We start from the raw sequence: 19,922 nt of genomic DNA on the forward strand, positions 1-19,922 counted from the left end.
ATCCCCGGCGTTCAGCCCGGGGCAGACAGACCCGTCGCCATGGCGGCGGGGTAATGGCAAGACACCGCATGACCGGGGGCCAGTTCGGTCAGCACCGGCACCTCCGCGGCACAACGGGCGGTGGCAATCGGACAGCGGGTGCGGAAATGGCAGCCGGAGGGTGGGTTCATCGGGCTGGGTACGTCGCCCTTCAGCACGATCCGCGTCCGCGCCCTTTCGCGCGGCGGGTCGGCCAGCGGCACGGCCGACATCAGCGCCTGCGTGTAAGGATGCATGGGCGAGCCATAAAGCGCAGCCTTGGGGGCGATCTCGACGATCTTGCCCAGATACATCACTGCCACCCGGTCGCTGATATGCTGCACCACGGAAAGGTCATGCGCGATGAACAGGAAGGCCGTGCCATAGTCGCGCTGCACATCCTTCAGAAGATTCAGAACCCCCGCCTGCACCGAAACATCAAGGGCCGAGACCGGTTCATCCAGCACCAGAACATCCGGCTTCAGCGCCAGCGCCCTTGCGATGGCGACCCGCTGGCGTTGCCCACCCGAAAGCTCGTGCGGATAGCGCAGCCCATGTTCGGGGTTGAGCCGCACGAGGTCCAGCATTTCCGCCACCCGCGCCTTGCGGGCGTCCTGCGACAGGTCGCCGATCCGCAAGGGCTCGGCGATGTTCTCGGCAATCCGCATCCTTGGATGCAGCGAGGCATAGGGGTCCTGGAAGACCAGCTGGATCTTGCGGCGCAGCTGGCGCATCTCCTCCGGCGGGGCGAGGTTGATGTCCTTGCCGCGGTAGAGGGTCTGGCCGCTGGTCGGTTCGATCAGGCGCAGAAGGCAACGGCCGAGGGTGGATTTGCCGCAGCCGGATTCGCCGACGAGGCCCAAAGTCTCGCCCGCCGCCACGTCGAAGGAGACTCCTGCCACCGCGTTGACATGGCCGACATCCCGCTCGATCAGGATGCCGCCTTTGACGGGAAAGCGTTTGACCACGTCGCGGACCGAAAGGATCGGGGTCATGTCGGTCATGATGCGGCCTCCACGACGCCTTCGGCAAAGTGGCAGGCGGCGCGGTGCAAGCCTGTCACATGAACCGGCGGGGCCAGCGCGCGGCAGATGTCCTGCGCCTGGGCACAGCGCGGATGAAAGGCGCAGCCGCTCGGCACCTTGCCCAGGGCGGGCGGCGTGCCCTCGATCGAATAAAGCCGCTCGGTCTGCAGCGCCATGTTGGGGATCGAGGCGATCAACCCGCGGGTATAGGGGTGGTTCGGCCGGGCGAAGAGGTCGTCCACCCCGGCCTCCTCGACGATCTGGCCGGAATAGACCACGGCGACCCGGTCGGCATGGCCGGCGAGCACGCCAAGGTCATGGGTGATCAGGATCAGGCCAAGGTTCAGGCGCTGTTGCAGGTCGGCCAGAACCTCCATGATCTGGGCCTGCACCGTCACGTCCAGGGCGGTCGTAGGCTCGTCCGCGATCAGCAGGTCGGGGTCATTGGCCACCGCCATCGCGATCATCACCCTTTGCCGCATCCCGCCGGAAAACTCGTGCGGATACTGGTGCAGCCGCCGATCCGGCTGCGGGATCGAGACCAGCGCCAGCAGGTCCTTGGCGCGGTCGAAGGCCGCTTTCTTCGACAGGTCGGGATGGTGCAACCGCACCGCCTCGGCGATCTGCGCGCCCACCGTCATCACCGGGTTGAGCGAGGACAAAGGGTCCTGAAAGATCATCGCGATCCGCGAGCCGCGCAGGCGCTGCAGCTCGCGCCGCGACATTCCGACCAGCTCCTGCCCGCGAAAGCGCACCGATCCGCTGACCCGGGCACCCTCGGGATGCAACCCGATCGAGGAGAGCATCCCCACCGACTTGCCCGAGCCGGATTCGCCCACGATCCCCAGCACTTCGCCGGGGTTCACCTGCAGGCTGATGCCGCGCACGGCATCGGCATAGACCCCGCCGCGGCCAAAACCCACCCGCAGGTCGCGCACTTCAAACAGGGGCTCTGTGGTCATTTGGACCTCGGGTCGAAGTAGTCGTGCAATCCGTCACCGATGAAGTTGAAGCCAAGGACGATGGTCAGGATCGCCAGACCCGGCCCCAGCGCGATCCACCAGGAATAGAACTGCGAGGCCCCGTCCGAGATCATCGAGCCCCATTCCGGCGTCGGCGGCGTGGCCCCCAGCCCGATGAAGGACAGCGAGGCCGCAAGCAAAATGACCTGCCCCAGATCCATCGTCGCGCTGATCAGCACCGGCGTCCAGCACAGCGGCAGGATATGACGGAACAGCACCCGCGCCCGCCCGGCACCAGAGGCCACCGCCGCCTCGACATGTTCGCGTTCGCGCACCTCCAGCACCTGGGCGCGCATCAGGCGGGCATAGACCGGCCACCAGACGATCACCATCGCCACCGCCGCATGGCCAAGCCCCGGCCCGAGCGAGGCCGCCACCGCCATGGCCAGCAACATCGGCGGAAAGGCCAGGGTCACATCGACCAGCCGCATGATCGCCGCCCCCACAAACCCGCCGACAAAGCCCGAGATCGCGCCCAGAAAGGCCCCGATGCTGACCGCCGCCGCCACCACGATGGCCGCGATCGGCAGCGAATGCTGAGCGCCGTACATCGTGCGGGTATAGACATCGCGGCCGAGGGCATCGGTGCCCAGCCAATGCGCCCAGCTTGGCGCCTGCAGGCGGCGGGCCACCATGTCCAGCGGGTCATAGGCCGTGATCAGCGGGGCCGCGACGGTCGCCAAAAGCCAGAACAGGATCATCGCAAGACCCAGCGCCATCGGCAGGGACAGCCAGCGCGGGCGACGGAAGCGGCGCAGGCGCGCGGCGGGAACGGCGGTCATCATCTTACCCCAACCTCACGCGCGGATTGACGAAGACATAGGCGATGTCGGTGATCAGGTTGGTCAGAAGGAAGATCACCCCGCCCACGATGGTCACGCCAATGATCGCCGGAAAATCAAGGCCCCGCGCCGCCTCTACCGCGTAGGACCCCATGCCGGGCCAGGAGAAGATGGTCTCGGTCAGCACGGCGCCGGTCAGCAGATAGGCAAAGGAATAGCCGATCACCGTCAGCGTCGGCACCAGCGTGTTCAGCAGCGCGTGGCGGACGACGACCCGGAACTCTCCCGCGCCCTTGGCCCTTGCGGTCAGGATGAACTCGCGGCCCAGCACCTCCAGCATATTGGCCCGCACGAGGCGCGAGATGGTGCCTGCGACCGACCAGCCCAGCACGAAGGCCGGCAGGAGCAGATGCCAGAGCGCGTCGACGAACAGTTTGAAATCGCCCGCAAGAAGGGTGTCGATGGTCAGGAAACCCGTCACCGAAGGCGGCAGTGCCGCCCTTGCATCCACCCGCCCCGGACCGGGCAGCACGCCCCATTTCACCGACATGATGTAGAGAAGCGCCAGGCCCAGCCAGAACACCGGGATCGACGACCCGAACAGCGCCACCAGACGCGCCACATGATCCACCGCGCTGTTGCGGTAATAGGCCGCCAGAACCCCCAGCGACACGCCGAGCAAGGTCCCGAAGACCATCGCCGCCAGAACCAGCTCCATCGTGGCGGGCAGACGGTAGAGCACATCCTGCGACACCGGGCGGCGGGTGATGAAGGAGGTGCCCATGTCGCCCTTCAGCAGGTTGCCGACATAGATCGCGTAACGCTCCGGCAGGCTCTTGTCCAAACCCCAGCGCGCCTTGGCGGCGGCCACCACTTCGGGGTTGTTCATCTGACGTTCCGAGACGATGGCGCTGAGCGGATCGCCCTTGACCACGGTGGTCAGAAGGAAGGCCAGCGTGACGATCCCGAGCACAAGGAAAGGTATGGCAAACAGGCGGCGCAGGATATAGCGGATCACTGGCGAGGCTCCTGGAGAGGCTGCACGTGACGGACAGCCGGATGACAAAGGGCGCGCTTTGGACAAACATTGACAAGCTTCCCCGGGGTCGTCAACATAAATGAAATTTTGTTCTGATTTTAAAAATACGGGTTCGGGGCAGGTCGGGAAAAGCTGAAGGAATGTGCGATGCGTAAACGGAACAAGCCCGCCGACGGCAGCGATGACGCGGATGCCTCCAGCCCGGCGGCCTCGCTGACGCGCGGGCTCGACATCCTGCGCGCCTTCACCGCCAGCGATGCTACGTTGGGCAACCAGGACCTGATCGACCGGACCGGCCTGCCCAAGGCCACGGTGTCGCGCCTGACCTCGACCCTCGTCGGGCTGGGCTATCTGCATTACGACAACAGTCTGGGGCGCTATTCCATCGGGCCTGCGACGGTGTCGCTCGGCTATTCCGCGCTGAGTTCCAGCGCCGTGGTGACCCTGGCCCAGCCGCTGATCCAGGAACTGGCCGACCAGACCGGCGCCGCCGTGGCGATCGGGATGCGCGACGGGCTGGACATGGTCTATGTCGCCAACTGCCGCTCGATGGCGCCGGTCTCCCTGCGGCTCAACATCGGCTCGCGGGTGCCGATGGGGCGCACGGCGATGGGCATGGCCTGGCTTGCCGATGCCGCCGAGGCGCAAAGGGCGAAGATCCTGGAAGAGATCGTCGCTGCCGACCCGGCGCATGAGGTGCAGATCCGCAGCGTTCTGGCCGAATCCGTGCATGACCTTGCCACCCGTGGCTTCATCGGGGTTTTCGGCACCTGGTACAGCTATATCAACGCCGTGGGCGTCTGCTTCCGGCCCACCGACGGCTCGCCCGTCGTGGCGCTGACCTGCGGCGGGATCGTGGACCTTCTGCCGCGCAGCCTCTGCCTCGAGAAGATCGGCCCGATGCTTCTGGAGGTGAAGACCCGGCTGGAAACCCAGCTGAACAGCCGCGTGCGGGGCGCGTGACCTAACGGCGCAGCGCGTCGGCCTGATCGGCGGTCAGCGGGCGGATGGCGCGGTTGCCCAGCAGCAGGAAAAGCTTCGCCGTCTCCTCCAGCTCTTCGGTGGCGTATTGCGCCTCGCGCAGGGTGGCGCCGGATACCACCGGGCCGTGGTTGGCCAGAAGCATCGCGTGATGGGAGGCGGCCTCGGCCTCGACCGCTTGCGCCAGGGCGGGGTCGCCGGGCGGGTGGTAGGGGATCAGGGGCAGCCGCCCGACCCGCATGACGTAATAGGCGGTCAGGGGCGGCAGCACGTCGGCGGCGTCGGTATCGGCCAGGATGCTGACCGCGACCGAATGGGTGGAATGCAGATGCACCACCGCCCGGGCCATGGGTCTGCGGCAATAAAGACAGCTGTGCAGGACGGCCTCCTTGGTCGGCAGATCGCCCGAGACATGGCGGCCCTGAGGGTCCAGCAGCGCCAGCCGCGCCGGGTCGAGGTCGCCCAGCGAGGCATTGGTCGGCGTCATCAGCAGGCTGCCGTCGCCCAGCCGGACCGAGATATTGCCGCTCGACCCCGCCGTCAGCCGGCGGTCGAACAGCGAGCGGCCCACCGCGACGATCTCGTCACGCGCCCGCGTCGCCTCGGACAGAAGCTGCGTCATGCCAGAAGCCTCCAGGCCTTGAGGAAGAAATCCGCGCTGCCGAAATTGCCCGACTTGAGGGCGAGGGCCAGCGGCGCCCGCCGCCCCTGGGCGCGGGTCCAGGGCACGCCGGGGTCGATCTCGGCCCCGATCTCCAGCCGCCGCACGCCAAGGGCCGCCACCACCGCCCCCGAGGTCTCGCCCCCTGCGACGAGAAAGCGGTTGAAGCCGCGGTCGGCCAGAGTCGCGGCGAGCTCTGCGAGGAAATCCTCGACCAGACTGCCCGCCCGATCACGTCCCAGCGCCGTCTGCACCCGGCGGATGACTTCGGGATCGGCGCTGGAATAGACCAGCGGCGGCAGGTCCGCGGTCTGGGCCAGAACGATGTCCCGCGCCGCGGCCACGGACATCCGGCCGGCGGCAATCTCCATCGCGTCCAGCCGCAGCGCGGGCATGCCGGCGGCGATGGCCGCGGCCACCTGGCCCCGGGTGGCGGCGGAACAGGACCCGGCCAGGACCACCGCCCGCCCCGCAGGCACCGGCAGAGGCGGCGCCCCCGTGGCGCGGTCCGCCGGCAGGTGAAGCGCCGGCAGACCCAGCGCCACCCCCGAGCCGCCAGTGATCAGCCGCAGCCCGCGCGCCGCAGCACCAATCCGGTAGAGATCCGCGTCCGAGATGGCATCGACGATCGCAATGCCCTGCCCTTCGGCAAAGCGCGCCTCCAATGCCGCTTCGGGCCCCGCCACCACCTCCTGCCCGATCAGCGAGACCGCCTGCCCGGTCTGCCGTTGCAAGACCCGCACCAGATTGGCATCCCGCATCGGCGTCAGCGGATGGTCCTTCATGCTGCTGTCGGACAAAAGCGCGTCGCCCACGAAGAGATGCCCGCGATAGACCCTGCGGCCATTGGCCGGAAAGGCCGGGCAGGCGATGGTGAAGGACACCTGCAACAGCGCCATCAGCGCCTCGGTCACCGGGCCGATATTGCCCTGATCGGTGGAATCGAAGGTGGAGCAGTACTTGAAGAAAATCTGCGCCGACCCGGCCTGTTGCAGAAGCCGTGCTGCCGCCAGCGATTGCGCCACGGCCTCGGCCGCGGGGATGGTGCGGGATTTCAGGGCCACGACCACCGCCTCGGCATCGCCGAAATCGGCAAGGCTTTCGGGAAGGCCCGCGATCTGGATCACCCGCATCCCGCTGCGCGCCAAGGTCAGGGACAGGTCGGTGGCCCCGGTCAGGTCATCGGCAATCGCACCTATGAACATTCTTGCACCTTCATGTTGCGCCTTTCAGGCGGTGGCGCCGTTCAGGATCTCGAAACCCGTCTCGACGAGGCGGGCGGCGTCGGTCGCGGGCGGCGGAGCGAGGATCGCCTGCACCGCCAGCACCCCGATCCGCGTGCGGTCCGAGCGCAGGGTGGACAGGGGCTGCGGCAGGGCCTGCCCGACCTCCAGCCCGTTGAAGCCGAACAGCGCCAGATCCTGCGGCATCCGCACCCCGGCGGCGAGGCAATGGAAGACGCCGCCCACAGCCATGTCGTCATTCGAGAAAATCACCACATCGCACCCTTCGCCCGCGGCCAGCAGCGCGGCCAGCCCCTGCCGCCCGGCCTGAACCGAGCTTGCCCCGCCGGTCAGATGCAGGCGCGGCGCGGCGAGTCCGGCCATCTGCAGGGCCTCGGTCACCCCCTCCAGCCGCAGGGCGGCGCGGCGGTCGCGGGTCAGGTCGTGGCCGACAAAGCCAAAGCGGCGATAGCCCCGCCCGACCAGATGGCGCACCGTGGCCACCCCCGCCGCCCGGTGCGAGAAGCCGACCGCCACGTCGATCGGCCGTCCGCCGGTGTCCATGATCTCGACCACCCGCACCCCGGCATCGCCCACCAGACGCAGGGTCGCGGCGCTGTGGTCCAGCCCGGTCAGGATCATCGCCGCCGGTTTCCAGGCCAGCATGGCGCGCACCACGTCTTCCTCGGTGCCAAGGTCATAGTCGCTGACCCCGACGACCGGCTGAAAACCCGATTGCGCCAGCGCCGCGCTGATCCCGGCAATCACCTCGGGAAAGACGTTGTTGGACAGCGAGGGCAAAACCACCCCCACCAGGTTGGACCGCGCCGAGGACAGGCTGCCCGCCAGCCGGTTGGCGACATAGCCGGTCCGCCGCACCGCCTCCATCACCCGGTCGCGGGTATCGGGGCGGATGCCCTGCAGCCCGCGCAGCACGCGGGAGACCGTGATCTCGCTGACCTCGGCCAGGCGGGCAACATCGCGCAGGGTGGCAGGGTTGGTCAAGGGCGGGCTCCGCAGCAGAAATGACATCGCTAACATACAGACTTGCGTGAAGCCTGCAAGACGGTATACCCCGTAAATGACAGCGCTGTCATTTAGCGCGACATCGAGCACAGACAAAGGAGAAGGCGATGCAGCGGGTCGGGGTCGTGGGGCTTGGGTCGATGGGAATGGGCGCCGCCCGATCGCTGGTGCGTGCGGGCTTTGACTGCCGGGGCTGCGATCTGAACCCGCTGCAGCGCGACAGCTTTGCCGCAGCCGGGGGCACTTCGGTCGCCACCCCGGCCGAGGCGGCACGGGGCGCCACGGCGCTGGTCCTGATGGTGGTCAACGCCGCCCAGACCGAGGCCGCGCTGTTCGGGCCGGCGGGCGCGGCCAGCACGCTTCCGGCGGGGGCGGTGATCCTGTCTTCCGCCACCATGGCGCCGGAGGGCGCGCGCCAGCTGGCCGCACGGGTCGAGGCGGCGGGGTTTCACTACCTCGACGCGCCGATCAGCGGCGGGGCACAGCGCGCGGCGGAAGGGCAGATCACCGTGATGGCCTCTGGTTCCGACGCGGCCTTCACCCTCGCCGGGCCAGTGCTGCAGGCGATTGCGGCTAAGGTGCATAACCTTGGCGACAAGGCCGGGATCGGCGCCTCTTACAAGATCGTCAACCAGCTTCTGGCCGGCATCCACATCGCCGCAGCCTGCGAGGCCATGACCTTTGCCGCCCACCTTGGTCTTGACTTGCCGAAGGTCTATGAGGTGATCACCGGCTCTGCCGGCAACAGCTGGATGTTCGAGAACCGGGTGCCGCATATCCTTGACGGCGATTATGCCCCGCGCAGCGCGGTCAATATCTTCACCAAGGATCTGGGCATCATCGCCAATATCGGGCTGGCGGAAAGCTTTCCGCTGAACCTTGGCGCGACCGCGCTGCAGATGTTCGTGGCCACCGCCGCCTCGGGGATGGGGCGCGACGATGACGCCTCGGTGGCGCGGCTGCTGGCGCAGGTCGCGGGCGCGACCCTGCCCGATGTCGTCAAGACCGCCTGAGCGAGGGAGACCGCCATGCCGCGCTTTGCCGCCAACCTGTCGATGATGTTCACCGAACTGCCCTTCCTCGACCGCTTTGCCGCCGCCGCCGAGGCCGGGTTCGCGGCGGTGGAGTTCCTCTTCCCCTATGACTGGCCCGCCGAAGAGATCGCCGCCCGCGCCACGGCCGCCGGGGTGGAAATTGTCCTCTTCAACCTGCCGCCGGGCGACTGGGCCGCGGGCGAGCGCGGCATCGCCGTCTTTGACGCGCGGCGGGAGGAGTTCTCCTCCGGGCTGTCCCAGGCTCTGTATTATGCGCAGGTGCTGAAAGTGCCGCGCCTGCACCTGATGGCCGGCATCGCCCCGCCGGACAGCGCGCCCCATGCCGCCCGCTACCGCGCGGCCCTGACCGAGGCTGCAACCGCCGCGGCCCCCCTTGGCATCACCCTCCTGATCGAGCCTTTGAACCCTTTCGACGTGCCCGGCTATTTTCTGAACGATTTCAACGCCGCAGCCGAGTTGATCGCAGGAATGGGCCTGCCCAACCTGCGCCTGCAGTTCGACATCTACCATCGCCAACTGATGCATGGGAATGTGATGAACGCCCTGCGGCAGATGCAGGGGCTGATCGGCCATATCCAGACCGCATCGGTCCCCGGCCGGCATGAGCCGGGCAGCGGCGAGCTGGACGATTTCGCGATTTTCCGCACGCTGGATGCGATCGGCTATCAGGGCTTCGTCGGCTGCGAATATCGCCCCCGGACCAGCACGAAAGCGGGCCTCGACTGGCTTGCGCGGGCCTGACCAAGGACAAGGGCGGCGGGAAACCCTGCCGCCCGGCCCGATCTACTCGCCGCGCGGGTAGCGCTTGTTCTCTTCCAGCACGTTCAGGTCCATGTGGTTGCGCATGTAGCGTTCGGAGGCGGCACGCAGCGGTTGGTAATCCCAGGGGTAATAGCTGCCATTGCGCAAAGCCTCATAGACCACCCAGCGACGGATGAAATCTAACCATCAGGCCCGACCCCATCTTTTCCACCGAGCACACCGACACCATATTTTGCCCACAAGTAATTTAAAGGAATTCTCATATCATATATCTCTTTGATGCCTTGCATCACCTTGGGGCGCAAAAGGTCTCTGTTGTCGAAAATTATTTGATTAATTCCAGCTTTAGATGGGAAATATTGAAAGTACAGCCCCGGCACATCTAGGAGAGATTCAAAGTCCTTCCGCGGATTACGCGAGCCGTCAACTATATCCTTAATATATTTTGCAAGATGCCAAGTCAACATGTCCGCCGCTTGAACAAGTCCAGATTCCTCCTTGGAAATCGGCGAGAAACTTTTGATCCTTGGATCCTTACTCCTTTCAAAGACCTCTACAGCTTTAAAGGCGTACTTCCTGCCTTTTTCATAGAAGATGGATACTTCAAACTCCGCAGAATGCTTGATTTCCAAATGGGCTTGCAGCAGGTGCGAGACCATCTGAAGTGAGAAAGAGTAAGGCTCGTCTCCAGCATCTTTCGCGAACCGACCCAGCGGAGCGAAAGACGCCGCCGCAATGCTTACGTTATCCTTAATCGCAGCAATGAGACTTATGCCCATCGCCGTCCTTTCAGATTTACTCATATGGGCATAGATACCCCGGCCGGGCGCAAAATCTTTCATATGAATATAGGGAAGATCACCCTTGGCAGATGCCCAGGCGGTTTCAAACTGTTGAACACGCTCCGCCTCGATGAGATAACCGGCAACTCCTATGAGAGGAAACGCGCCATCTTCACCGCCAGTTTCGTCAAGATGCGCTTCATAAACTACCAATCCTCCCCCCTTAACTGAATGACGGGCCACTAAACACCCCAACAAGAAGGCTCACAATACCACCTCTTTAGAGATTCGCTTAGAAAAGTTCGTCACCGATGGTGCTCGCAAGTGGAGCGCACTCTCGCAATTTCTCAACTCATTCGCCGCGCGGGAAGCGCTTGTTCTCTTCCAGCACGTTCAGATCCATGTGGTTGCGCATGTAGCGTTCCGATGCGGCGCGCAGCGGCTGGTAATCCCAAGGGTAGTAGCTGCCGTTGCGCAGGGCCTCGTAGACCACCCAGCGCCGGGCCTGGCTTTGCCGGACCTCGGCATCATAGGCGGCGAGGTCCCATTTCTCCTCGGCCAGGATCTGGAAATGGGCGAGGATCTCGGCGGCGCGGGGGTCGGCGGCGAGGTTGGTCTCTTCCTCGGGGTCATGGGCCAGATCGAACAGAAGGTCGGGATCGGCCTTGCAGCGGATGTATTTCCAGGCGCCCTGGCGCAGGCAGACCATCGGCGTGATCGTGCCTTCGGCGGCATATTCCATCGCGACCGGGCTGGTCCGTTCCTGCCCCTTCGCCAGCGGCACGAGGCTTTCGCCATCGGTCCAGGGCATCACCTCCTCCATCGAGATCCCGGCCAGATCGCACAGCGTCGGGGTCACGTCGATGGTGGAAACCGGGGTTTCCTCCAGATGCGGGTCCAGTCCGGGGGCTGCGATCATCAGGGGCACGCGGGCCGAGCCTTCGAAGAAATTCATCTTGAACCACAGGCCCTTGCGACCCAGCATCTCGCCATGATCCGAGACGAAGACCACGATCGCCTCCTGGCGTGAGGCTTCAAGGGCGGCCAGAACCTCGCCGATCTTGTCATCGACGTAAGAGATATTGGCGAAATAGCCGTGGCGGGCGCGGCGGATATGTTCGGCATTCACCTCCAGCCCGCGCCAGTCGCAGGCATCCATCAGGCGCTTGGAATGCGGGTCCATCGCTTCGTAAGTCAGCTGGGAGGGCGGCTCCAGTTCCGGCGCGCCTTCGTAGAGGTCCCAGTATTTGCGGCGGGCGACGAAAGGGTCATGCGGATGGGTGAAGGAGACGGTCAGGCTCCATGGCCTGGGGTCGAGGCCGCGGGAGAGGTCATAGATCTTCTGGATCGCCTGATGCGCCACGTCATCGTCATATTCCAGCTGGTTGGTGATCTCGGCCACCCCAGCCCCGGTGACCGAGCCGAGGTTGTGATACCACCAGTCGATCCGCTCGCCCGGCTTGCGGTAATCGGGCGTCCAGCCGAAATCGGCGGGGTAGATGTCGGTCGTCAGGCGCTGTTCAAAGCCGTGCAGCTGGTCAGGGCCGACGAAATGCATCTTGCCCGAAAGGGCGGTCTGATAGCCGGCGCGGCGCAGGTGGTGGGCATAGGTCGGGATGTCCGAGGCGAATTCGGCGGCATTGTCATAGACCCGCGTCCGGCGCGGCAGGGCGCCCGACATGAAGGCGGCACGCGCCGGGGCGCAAAGCGGCGAGGGCGTGTAGGCATTGCCAAAGCGCACCGAACGGTCGGCCAGTTTGCGCAGATTGGGCGCATGGAGGAAGGCGGCCGGCCCATCGGCGAACAAAGTGCCGGTCAGCTGGTCAACCATCAGGATCAGGATATTGGGGCGCTTGGACATGTCGGAAACCTTGGCTTTGGCAGGTGCAACCATCGGTGGCGCGACTTTGCCGCTTGGGCAAGCGAAGAATTTGCATGTCTACAAACGGTTGTCGCAATCAGACACCAAAGTGCCGCATCAAGACGGGGTTCGCTGCCGATCCTGCCGCCTGATGCCGGGAACAATGGAGGCTCTCTTGACCGTGCGAACCCAATTCCCTCACCGCATCGTGGAAGAGCCTGACATGGGCATCGTCATGCCCGATGGCTGCCGCCTCTCGGCCCGGGTCTGGATGCCCGAGGATGCCGGGATGAACCCGGTCCCCGCCGTGCTGGAATATATCCCCTACCGCAAGCGCGACGGCACCCTGCCGCGTGACGAGATGATGCATGCTTATGTGGCCGGCCACGGCTATGCCTGCATCCGCGTCGACATGCGCGGCAATGGCGACAGCGAAGGCCTGATGTCGGATGAATATACCCAGCAGGAGATGGACGACGCGGTCGCGGTGATCGCCTGGCTGGCCGCGCAGCCCTGGTGCAGCGGCACGGTGGGGATGATGGGCAAAAGCTGGGGCGGCTTCAACTGCCTGCAGACCGCCTATCTGCAGCCCCCGGCGCTGAAAGCGGTGATCTCGGTCTGTTCGACCACTGACCGCTTTGCCGATGACATCCACTGGAAGGGCGGCTGTCTTCTGGGCGAGAATTTCGGCTGGGGCGCGGTGATGCTGTCCTATTCCTCGCGCCCGCCGGACCCGGTGCTGCGGCCCGACTGGCGCGAGATGTGGCTCAACCGGCTGGAGAACGAACCCTGGCTCGCCCCGCGCTGGGCCGCCTTGCAGGAACGGTCGGACTACTGGAAGCACGGCTCGATCTGCGAGGATTACGCCCGGATGCAGGTGCCGGTGCTGATCTGGGGCGGCTGGGCCGACAATTACATGAACACGGTGTCGGCGATCGTCGAAAACGTGCCGGGGGCCAAGGGGATCGTCGGGCCCTGGGTCCATCAATATCCCCATACCGCCGTGCCCGGGCCGAAGGTCGGCTTTCTGCAGGAGGCGGTCCGCTGGTGGGACCGCTGGCTGAAGGGCATCGACAACGGCGCCGAGGCGGACCCCGCCTACCGCGCCTATATGATCCATTCCGAAGCCCCCGATGCCAGCCCCGCGCACCGCGCCGGGCATTGGGTGGCCGAGGCCGCATGGCCCTCGCCCCGGGTGGCGCGGCAGGTTCTGACGCTGGGCGCGGACGGCGCTGGCGAAAATGGATATTTGGGTCTGGATGAAAGCCGGGCGCTGTCGGGCGTCATCGCGACGCCGCAGCATCTGGGGATGAACACGGGCGAGTTCTTTCCGATGGGCCTGAACGCCGAAATGCCGGGGGATCAGCAGGGCGACGACGCCCTGTCGCTGTGCTTTGACGGCGCGGTGCTGGAGGCGCCGCTGGATCTGCTGGGTGCGGCGCGGCTGCGCTTGCGGCTCGCCTCGGACAAGCCGCTGGGCTTTGTGGTGGCGCGGCTTTGCGATGTGGCGCCGGATGGCGCCTCGGTGCGGATCGCGCATGGGATGTTCAACCTTTGCCACCGGGAGAGCCGCGAGACGCCGAAGGCGATGGTGCCGGGCGAGGTGGTGGAGATTGCCTTCGACATCGACCAGATGGCTTACCGTCTGGCGCCGGGGCACCGCTTGCGGCTGGCCCTGTCGAACAGCTACTGGCCTTTCGTCTGGCCCTCGCCCGAGGCCGGCACTTTGACGGTGACGGGCGGCAGCCTCGATCTGCCGGTGCATCAGGGCTCCTCCGCCGAATGGGCGCCGCCGGCGGCCGAGACGGCGACGCCCTGGGCGCACAAGGTCTTGCGGCCGGCGAAATCCGCCCGCAGGATCGAGAGCGACCTGATCACCGGGCGTCAGGCGCTGGTCGTCGAGGATGACCTCGGCGACAAGGAAAACCTGACCCATGGCCTGATCACCGGCGAGACGATGAGCGAACGCTGGGAGATTGCCCCCCACGATCCGACCTCGGCCAAGGCGATCCACATCTGGGAACAGCGGCTGTCGCGCGGCGATTGGGCGGTGCGCACCGTGGCCCATGCCGAGATGACCTGCACCGCGACGGAGCTGCGGATGAAGGCCATCCTCACCGCCTGGGAGGGCGACAGGGTGGTCTTCGAACGCCATTGGGATGACGCCGTGCCACGGCGTTTTGTCTGAAGAACGCAGGCCAGGGCGAAATAAGTCTTGGTCGAAACGACGAATCACGCTTTTATTGACTTAGCAATCAAGAAAAACCCCGGCACCGGGGAAACCAGACAGGGAACAACGATGTCAAACGAACTGAACCATCTTTTGAGCCAAGCCGTCGCCGGTCGGATGAACCGCCGGGATTTCGTGCGCCGCGCCGGGGCGCTGGGCGTCTCTGCCGCCGTGGCAGGCACTTTGCTGACGACCGCGGCCCATGCCGAAGACATGCCCGTCAAGGGCGGCACGCTGCGCGCCGGCGTGCAGGGCGGTGACAGCACCGACACGCTGGACCCGGCGCTGGCCGCCTCGCCCGCGCCCTTCCTGATCAACTCCACCTGGGGCGAGACCCTGGTCGAGGTCAGCGAGAAGAACGAGATCATCATGCGCCTGGCCGAGGAAGTCTCGGCCAATGCCGATGCGACCCAGTGGAAGTTCAAGATCCGCAAGGGCGTCAAGTTCCACAACGGCGCCGAGATGACCCCCGATGACGTGCTGGCCACGCTGAAGCGCCACACCGACGAGAAGTCCAAGTCGGGCGCCCTGGGTGTGGTCAAGGGCATCAGCGACATGAAGGTCGAGGGCGACAGCATCACCCTGACGCTCGCCAGCGCCAATGCCGACCTGCCCTTCCTGATGGCCGACTACCACCTGATGATCCAGCCCGGCGGTGGTGTGGACAATCCGGCGGCGGGCATCGGCACCGGCCCCTACAAGGTCGCGAATTTCGAGCCGGGCGTGATCTGCTCCTTCGAGAAATTCGCCGATTACTGGGATGCCGACCGCGGCCATGCCGACACTGTCGAAGTCCTGATCATCAACGACAACACCGCCCGCACCGCGGCCCTGCAATCGGGCCAGGTCCAGATGATCGACCGGGTCGACCCCAAGATCGCCGAGCTGCTGAAAGGCGCCTCGGGCATCTCGATCAAGTCGGCGGCGGGTCGCGGCCACTATGTCTTCATCATGGAATGCAACAAGCCGCCCTTCGACAACAACGACCTGCGGATGGCGCTGAAACTGTCGATCAAGCGGCAGGAGATGGTGGACAAGATCCTCGGCGGTCTGGGCTCGATGGGCAACGACTTCCCGATCAACGCGGCCTATCCCCTGTTCGACGAGACGATCCCGCAGCGCGAATACGATGCGGCGGCGGCGGCGGAAGCCTACAAGAAGTCCGGCCACGACGGCTCGCCCATCGTTCTGCAGGTGGCGCCGGGTGCTTTCCCGGGTGCCGTCGAAGCGGCCCAGCTTTTCGCGCAATCGGCCAATGCGGCGGGCATCCCGCTGACCGTGAAGCTGGAGCCCGATGACGGCTACTGGACCAATGTCTGGAACGTCGCCCCCTTCTGCGCCAGCTATTGGGGCGGTCGTCCGGTGCAGGACCAGATGTATTCGACGGCCTATCAGTCGAAAGCCGACTGGAACGACACCAAATTCGTCAACGCCCGCTTCGACGAGCTGCTGGAATCCGCGCGCGGCGAGCTCGACACGGCCAAGCGCAAGGCCGAATATTCGGAAATGGCCCATCTGGTCCGCGACACCGGCGGCGTCATCGTGCCGATGTTCAACGACTGGGTCGAAGCCGTCTCCGACACCGTGGGCGGCTGGTACGGCGATGCCAACCAGGAGCTGATGAACGGCAAGGCCCTGCAGAAATGCTGGCTTAAAGCCTGATCCGGGGCGATGGTGCATCCCCTCCTCAAACTCGTGGTCCAGCGCATTGCGCTGGGCCTGATCCTGCTTCTGGCCGTCTCGGTCGTGATCTTTCTGGGCGTCGAGATCTTGCCCGGCGACACGGCGCAGGCGATCCTTGGCCAATCGGCCACGCCCGAGGCGCTGGCCAACCTGCGCGAAAGCCTTGGCCTGAACGATCCGGCCTATGTGCGCTATTTCCGCTGGCTGGGTCATGCCCTGCAGGGCGATCTGGGCAAGGCCCTGACCAATGGGCAGGATATTTCCAAGTCCATCGGGCAACGCTTCGGCAACACGCTGTTCCTGGCCAGTTGTGCCGGGCTGATCGCGGTGCCCTTGGCAATCGTCCTCGGGCTGCTGGCTGCGCGGTTCAACGGGCGCTGGCCGGACAAGCTGATTTCCGGCATCACCCTGGCCACGATTTCGCTGCCCGAGTTCGTGGCGGCCTATTTCGTCATCTACCTGCTGACCCAGGTCGTGCACCTGTTCCAGCCGGTGGCGATGGTCCTGCCGGGAATGAGCTTCGCGCAAAAGCTGCATGCCGTGACCCTGCCGGTCATCGTGCTGGTCATGGTGGTTCTGGCCCATATGATGCGGATGACGCGGGCCGCGATCCTCAACGTGATGCAATCGGCCTATATCGAGACCGCCCAGCTGAAGGGTCTGACCCCGATGCAGGTGATCTGGCGCCACGCCCTGCCCAATGCGATCGCACCGATCATCACGGTGGTGGTGATCAACATGGCCTATCTGGTCGTGGGCGTCGTCGTGGTCGAGGTGGTCTTCAGCTATAACGCCCTCGGCCAGTATCTGGTGGACCATGTGGCCAAGCGCGACCTGCCGGTGGTGCAGGCGGTGGGGATCATCTTTGCCGCGGTCTATATCGGGCTGAACATCCTGGCGGATATTGTCGGCATCATCTCGAACCCCAGGCTGAGGCATCCGAAATGAGAATACCGGTTTCGGCGCTGATCGGGCTGACCCTGACCTCGGCCTTCGTCCTGTCGGCGATCTTCGCGCCCTGGATTGCCCCCTATCCGATCGACCTTGCGGTCGGAAAGGTGTGGGAGGGCCCCTCGGCCAGCTACTGGCTGGGCACCGACACGATCGGGCGCGATATCGTCAGCCGGCTGATCTATGGCGGGCAGATCACGATCTTCGTGGCGCTCGTCTCCTCGCTTCTGTCCTTTTCGATGGGGGCGTTCTTCGGCTTTCTCGCGGCAACGCGGGGTGGCTGGGTCGACACGCTGCTGAGCCGGATCGTCGATCTGATGATGGCGGTGCCCTCGCTGATCGTGGCCCTGGTCGTGCTGTCGGTGCTGCCCCTGAACCTGACCGTGCTGATCCTGGTGATGGGGGTCCTGGATTCCACCCGCGTCTTCCGCCTGTCCCGCGCCGTCGCCGTCGACATCGCGGTGATGGATTACGTCGAGGCCGCGAAACTGCGCGGCGAGGGTCAGGCCTGGATCATCTTCCGCGAGATCCTGCCCAATGCCCTGTCGCCCCTCGTCGCCGAATTCGGCATGCGCTTCATCTTCGCGGTGCTCTTCATCTCCACCCTGTCCTTCCTTGGCCTCGGCATCCAGCCGCCGCTCGCCGACTGGGGCGGCATGGTGCGGGAGAACAAGGATGGCCTCGTCTATGGCAAGGCCGCGGCGATGATGCCGGCCATGGCCATCGCTTTGCTCGCGATCTCGGTCAATCTGGTGGCCGATTGGGTGTTGTCGCGCACCACCAGCCTGAAGGGAGGCCGCAATGGTTGAGAAGAACGCGGCTGATCTGCTGGAGATCCGGAACCTTCGGATCGAGGCGACCTCCTACCCGCCGGGCGAGGCGCCGCGCCATGTGGTGCTGGTCGATGATGTGTCGGTCTCGCTCGCCAAGGGGCGGGTGCTGGGGCTGATCGGGGAGTCGGGCGCCGGCAAGTCGACGATCGGTCTGGCTGCCATGTCCTATGGGCGTGGCGGGGTTCGACTGTCGGGCGGACAGATCCTGCTCAACGGGCGCGAGATCCGCACCGCCTCGGCCCCCGGCCTGCGCGCGCTGCGCGGCAAGGAGGTGACCTATGTCGCCCAAAGCGCCGCCGCCGCCTTCAACCCGGCCAAGCGCCTGATGGAACAGGTGATCGAGACCACGCTCCTGCACAAGGTCATGCCAAGGGCCGAGGCCGAGGCGCGGGCGGTCGAACTCTTCCGCAAGCTCGGCCTGCCCAAGCCCGAAACTTTCGGCAGCCGCTATCCGCACCAGGTCTCGGGCGGGCAATTGCAGCGGGCGATGACGGCAATGGCGCTGTGCCCCAAGCCCGACCTCGTGATCTTTGACGAGCCGACGACGGCCTTGGATGTGACCACCCAGATCGACGTTCTGGCCGCGATCAAGGAGGCGATCCATGACACCGGGGTTGCCGCCATCTACATCACCCATGACCTCGCCGTGGTGGCGCAGGTCGCGGATGAGATCATGGTGCTGCGCCACGGCAAGACGGTCGAATATGGCACGACCGACCATATCATCAACACGCCGACCGAGGCCTATACCAAGGCCCTCGTCTCGGTCCGCAGCATCGACCACACCGAGAAAGCCCCGGCCGCCCCGGTGCTGAGCGCCACCGCCGTCACCGCACGCTACCGCGGCACCGATTTCGACGTGCTGAAGAATGTCACCGTCGACGTGGCCGCGGGCCAGACCCTTGCCATCGTCGGCGAAAGCGGCTCGGGCAAATCGACCCTCGCCCGGGTCATCACCGGGCTTCTGCCGGCCAGCGCGGGCAAGATCACCTTCGCCGGGCGGACCCTGTCGCCCGACCTCGCCAGCCGCAGCAAGGATGACCTGCGCGAGCTGCAGATGATCTACCAGATGGCCGATACCGCGATGAACCCGCGCCAGACCGTGGGCACGATCATCGGCCGCCCGCTGGAGTTCTATTTCGGCCTCAAGGGTGCGGCCAAACAGGCCCGGATCCAGGAGTTGCTGGAAGAGATCGAGATGGGCAAGGGCTATGAGAACCGCTACCCCGCCGAACTGTCGGGCGGGCAAAAGCAGCGGGTCTGCATCGCCCGCGCGCTGGCCGCCAAGCCCAAGCTGATCATCTGCGACGAGGTGACCTCGGCGCTGGACCCCTTGGTGGCCGATGGCATCCTGAAGCTCCTGCTCAATCTGCAGGCGGTCGAGGGCGTGGCCTATCTCTTCATCACCCATGACCTCGCCACCGTCCGCGCCATCGCCGACAAGATCGCGGTGATGTACCGGGGTCAGGTCGTCCGCTATGGCCAGAAGAGCGATGTCCTGGCTCCGCCCTTCGACGATTACACCGATCTGCTTCTGTCCTCGGTCCCCGAGATGAAGCTGGGCTGGCTGGAAGAGGTGCTGAAAACCCGCAGGATGGCCAGCGCGGGCAACTGAGGGGCGCGCTTCGCGGCTCGCCCCCCCCGCGTCCGGCCAGGCATCGAATTTTCTGCGAAGGGTCTTGACTAGCAGAGGTCCATGAAAGTGGCCTAATGCTATGAAAGAGCTGAGGAATCGTTAYGCAAAAAGTTCGAAACTTTCTGAGGCCCAATTTCGGGCCTTCATTCGGCTCGTCGCGGCTGATTTGACGGCCTCCCAGATCGCTCAGGTTTCGGGTCTGAACCGCAACACCGTCAACCGGTTTCTCGGCCTCCTGCGCCAGCGGATGGCCCTCTGGTGCGCCGAACAATCGCCCTTCTCGGGTGTGGTCGAGGCCGACGAAAGTTACTTCGGCCCGCGCCGCGTCAAGGGCATGACGGGGCGCGGCGCG

General features: G+C 65.5%; 17 protein-coding genes and 2 pseudogenes. 9 read left to right on the forward strand and 10 right to left on the reverse strand.

What is annotated here, in order from left to right; translation table 11 throughout:
- Nucleotides 1-11 precede the first annotated feature (11 nt).
- The 4 genes from AC1DZT_RS14730 to AC1DZT_RS14745 are packed head-to-tail and all read right to left on the reverse strand — an operon-like array spanning nucleotide 12 to nucleotide 3,865.
- Nucleotides 12-1,022 carry an ABC transporter ATP-binding protein gene (locus AC1DZT_RS14730; protein ID WP_478007386.1) on the reverse strand — a complete coding sequence of 337 codons (1,011 nt, stop codon included), beginning with the start codon at nucleotides 1,020-1,022 and terminating at the stop codon, nucleotides 12-14.
- The gene (locus AC1DZT_RS14735) at nucleotides 1,019-2,005 is read right to left on the reverse strand and encodes an ABC transporter ATP-binding protein (protein WP_478007387.1); all 987 of its coding nucleotides are present in this window, start codon (nucleotides 2,003-2,005) and stop codon (nucleotides 1,019-1,021) included. Before AC1DZT_RS14735 ends, AC1DZT_RS14730 begins: the two co-directional genes overlap by 4 nt.
- Nucleotides 2,002-2,850: an ABC transporter permease gene (locus tag AC1DZT_RS14740; RefSeq protein ID WP_478007388.1), complete on the reverse strand. Its 849-nt coding sequence runs from the start codon at nucleotides 2,848-2,850 to the stop codon at nucleotides 2,002-2,004. Before AC1DZT_RS14740 ends, AC1DZT_RS14735 begins: the two co-directional genes overlap by 4 nt.
- Nucleotide 2,851: 1 nt before the next feature.
- Complete coding sequence (locus tag AC1DZT_RS14745; RefSeq protein WP_478007389.1) at nucleotides 2,852-3,865, reverse strand: ABC transporter permease; 1,014 nt, start codon at nucleotides 3,863-3,865, stop codon at nucleotides 2,852-2,854.
- A gap of 168 nt (nucleotides 3,866-4,033) precedes the next feature.
- On the opposite strand from AC1DZT_RS14745, the gene AC1DZT_RS14750 reads away from it, so the two are divergent.
- The gene (locus AC1DZT_RS14750; RefSeq protein ID WP_478007390.1) at nucleotides 4,034-4,849 is read left to right on the forward strand and encodes an IclR family transcriptional regulator; all 816 of its coding nucleotides are present in this window, start codon (nucleotides 4,034-4,036) and stop codon (nucleotides 4,847-4,849) included.
- A 1-nt stretch (nucleotide 4,850) separates the two neighbouring features.
- On the opposite strand, the gene otnC is transcribed toward AC1DZT_RS14750, so the two are convergent.
- The 3 genes from otnC to AC1DZT_RS14765 are packed head-to-tail and all read right to left on the reverse strand — an operon-like array spanning nucleotide 4,851 to nucleotide 7,756.
- A complete protein-coding gene (gene otnC / locus AC1DZT_RS14755; protein WP_478007391.1) occupies nucleotides 4,851-5,489 on the reverse strand; it encodes a 3-oxo-tetronate 4-phosphate decarboxylase in 639 nt (212 codons plus the stop codon).
- Nucleotides 5,486-6,733, reverse strand: coding sequence for a 3-oxo-tetronate kinase (gene otnK / locus AC1DZT_RS14760; protein WP_478007392.1), 1,248 nt, complete (start codon nucleotides 6,731-6,733; stop codon nucleotides 5,486-5,488). Before otnK ends, otnC begins: the two co-directional genes overlap by 4 nt.
- Before the next feature lie 24 nt (nucleotides 6,734-6,757).
- Nucleotides 6,758-7,756 carry a LacI family DNA-binding transcriptional regulator gene (locus tag AC1DZT_RS14765; protein WP_478007393.1) on the reverse strand — a complete coding sequence of 333 codons (999 nt, stop codon included), beginning with the start codon at nucleotides 7,754-7,756 and terminating at the stop codon, nucleotides 6,758-6,760.
- Between the two features lie 128 nt (nucleotides 7,757-7,884).
- Between AC1DZT_RS14765 and ltnD the strand changes: the two genes are divergently transcribed.
- Nucleotides 7,885-8,790: an L-threonate dehydrogenase gene (ltnD, locus tag AC1DZT_RS14770; RefSeq protein ID WP_478007394.1), complete on the forward strand. Its 906-nt coding sequence runs from the start codon at nucleotides 7,885-7,887 to the stop codon at nucleotides 8,788-8,790.
- A 15-nt stretch (nucleotides 8,791-8,805) separates the two neighbouring features.
- A complete protein-coding gene (gene otnI, locus AC1DZT_RS14775) occupies nucleotides 8,806-9,573 on the forward strand; it encodes a 2-oxo-tetronate isomerase (protein WP_478007395.1) in 768 nt (255 codons plus the stop codon).
- 42 nt (nucleotides 9,574-9,615) lie between these two features.
- Here the strand turns inward: otnI and AC1DZT_RS14780 are convergent.
- The 3 genes and pseudogenes from AC1DZT_RS14780 to betC form a co-directional block, all read right to left on the reverse strand.
- Nucleotides 9,616-9,765, reverse strand: a pseudogene (locus tag AC1DZT_RS14780) (hypothetical protein); the annotation flags it as partial.
- 8 nt (nucleotides 9,766-9,773) lie between these two features.
- Nucleotides 9,774-10,589, reverse strand: coding sequence for a DUF3800 domain-containing protein (locus AC1DZT_RS14785; RefSeq protein WP_478007396.1), 816 nt, complete (start codon nucleotides 10,587-10,589; stop codon nucleotides 9,774-9,776).
- A 139-nt stretch (nucleotides 10,590-10,728) separates the two neighbouring features.
- The gene (betC, locus tag AC1DZT_RS14790) at nucleotides 10,729-12,237 is read right to left on the reverse strand and encodes a choline-sulfatase (RefSeq protein WP_478007397.1); all 1,509 of its coding nucleotides are present in this window, start codon (nucleotides 12,235-12,237) and stop codon (nucleotides 10,729-10,731) included.
- Nucleotides 12,238-12,418: 181 nt separating this feature from the next.
- On the opposite strand from betC, the gene AC1DZT_RS14795 reads away from it, so the two are divergent.
- From AC1DZT_RS14795 to AC1DZT_RS14820, 6 genes and pseudogenes are all read left to right on the forward strand, one after another.
- Nucleotides 12,419-14,425 (forward strand): CocE/NonD family hydrolase, encoded by a 2,007-nt coding sequence (locus AC1DZT_RS14795; RefSeq protein ID WP_478007416.1) that lies wholly within the window; start codon nucleotides 12,419-12,421, stop codon nucleotides 14,423-14,425.
- Between the two features lie 111 nt (nucleotides 14,426-14,536).
- Nucleotides 14,537-16,129, forward strand: coding sequence for an ABC transporter substrate-binding protein (locus AC1DZT_RS14800; protein WP_478007398.1), 1,593 nt, complete (start codon nucleotides 14,537-14,539; stop codon nucleotides 16,127-16,129).
- Nucleotides 16,130-16,141: 12 nt separating this feature from the next.
- Nucleotides 16,142-17,098, forward strand: a complete 957-nt coding sequence (locus tag AC1DZT_RS14805) for an ABC transporter permease (protein WP_478007417.1) — start codon at nucleotides 16,142-16,144, stop codon at nucleotides 17,096-17,098.
- Entirely contained in the window at nucleotides 17,095-17,910 is an 816-nt protein-coding gene (locus AC1DZT_RS14810) for an ABC transporter permease (RefSeq protein WP_478007399.1), read from the forward strand. Before AC1DZT_RS14805 ends, AC1DZT_RS14810 begins: the two co-directional genes overlap by 4 nt.
- Entirely contained in the window at nucleotides 17,903-19,549 is a 1,647-nt protein-coding gene (locus AC1DZT_RS14815) for an ABC transporter ATP-binding protein (RefSeq protein WP_478007400.1), read from the forward strand. The genes AC1DZT_RS14810 and AC1DZT_RS14815 overlap by 8 nt, the downstream gene beginning before the upstream one ends.
- 100 nt (nucleotides 19,550-19,649) lie before the next feature.
- Nucleotides 19,650-19,922 (forward strand): annotated as a pseudogene (locus AC1DZT_RS14820) (hypothetical protein); the annotation flags it as partial.

This window comes from Rhodobacter sp. P1_C2 (assembly GCF_056406375.1).

Excerpts from the sequence above, each read along its gene's own strand:
- AC1DZT_RS14815 (WP_478007400.1), top strand. The coding sequence starts at position 17,903 with ATGGTTGAGAAGAACGCGGCTGATCTGCTGGAGATCCGGAACCTTCGG.
- AC1DZT_RS14810 (WP_478007399.1), top strand. The coding sequence starts at position 17,095 with ATGAGAATACCGGTTTCGGCGCTGATCGGGCTGACCCTGACCTCGGCC.
- AC1DZT_RS14740 (WP_478007388.1), bottom strand. The coding sequence starts at position 2,850 with ATGATGACCGCCGTTCCCGCCGCGCGCCTGCGCCGCTTCCGTCGCCCG.
- otnC (WP_478007391.1), bottom strand. The coding sequence starts at position 5,489 with ATGACGCAGCTTCTGTCCGAGGCGACGCGGGCGCGTGACGAGATCGTC.
- AC1DZT_RS14730 (WP_478007386.1), bottom strand. The coding sequence starts at position 1,022 with ATGACCGACATGACCCCGATCCTTTCGGTCCGCGACGTGGTCAAACGC.
- otnK (WP_478007392.1), bottom strand. The coding sequence starts at position 6,733 with ATGTTCATAGGTGCGATTGCCGATGACCTGACCGGGGCCACCGACCTG.
- AC1DZT_RS14800 (WP_478007398.1), top strand. The coding sequence starts at position 14,537 with ATGTCAAACGAACTGAACCATCTTTTGAGCCAAGCCGTCGCCGGTCGG.
- otnI (WP_478007395.1), top strand. The coding sequence starts at position 8,806 with ATGCCGCGCTTTGCCGCCAACCTGTCGATGATGTTCACCGAACTGCCC.
- AC1DZT_RS14750 (WP_478007390.1), top strand. The coding sequence starts at position 4,034 with ATGCGTAAACGGAACAAGCCCGCCGACGGCAGCGATGACGCGGATGCC.
- betC (WP_478007397.1), bottom strand. The coding sequence starts at position 12,237 with ATGTCCAAGCGCCCCAATATCCTGATCCTGATGGTTGACCAGCTGACC.
- AC1DZT_RS14735 (WP_478007387.1), bottom strand. The coding sequence starts at position 2,005 with ATGACCACAGAGCCCCTGTTTGAAGTGCGCGACCTGCGGGTGGGTTTT.
- ltnD (WP_478007394.1), top strand. The coding sequence starts at position 7,885 with ATGCAGCGGGTCGGGGTCGTGGGGCTTGGGTCGATGGGAATGGGCGCC.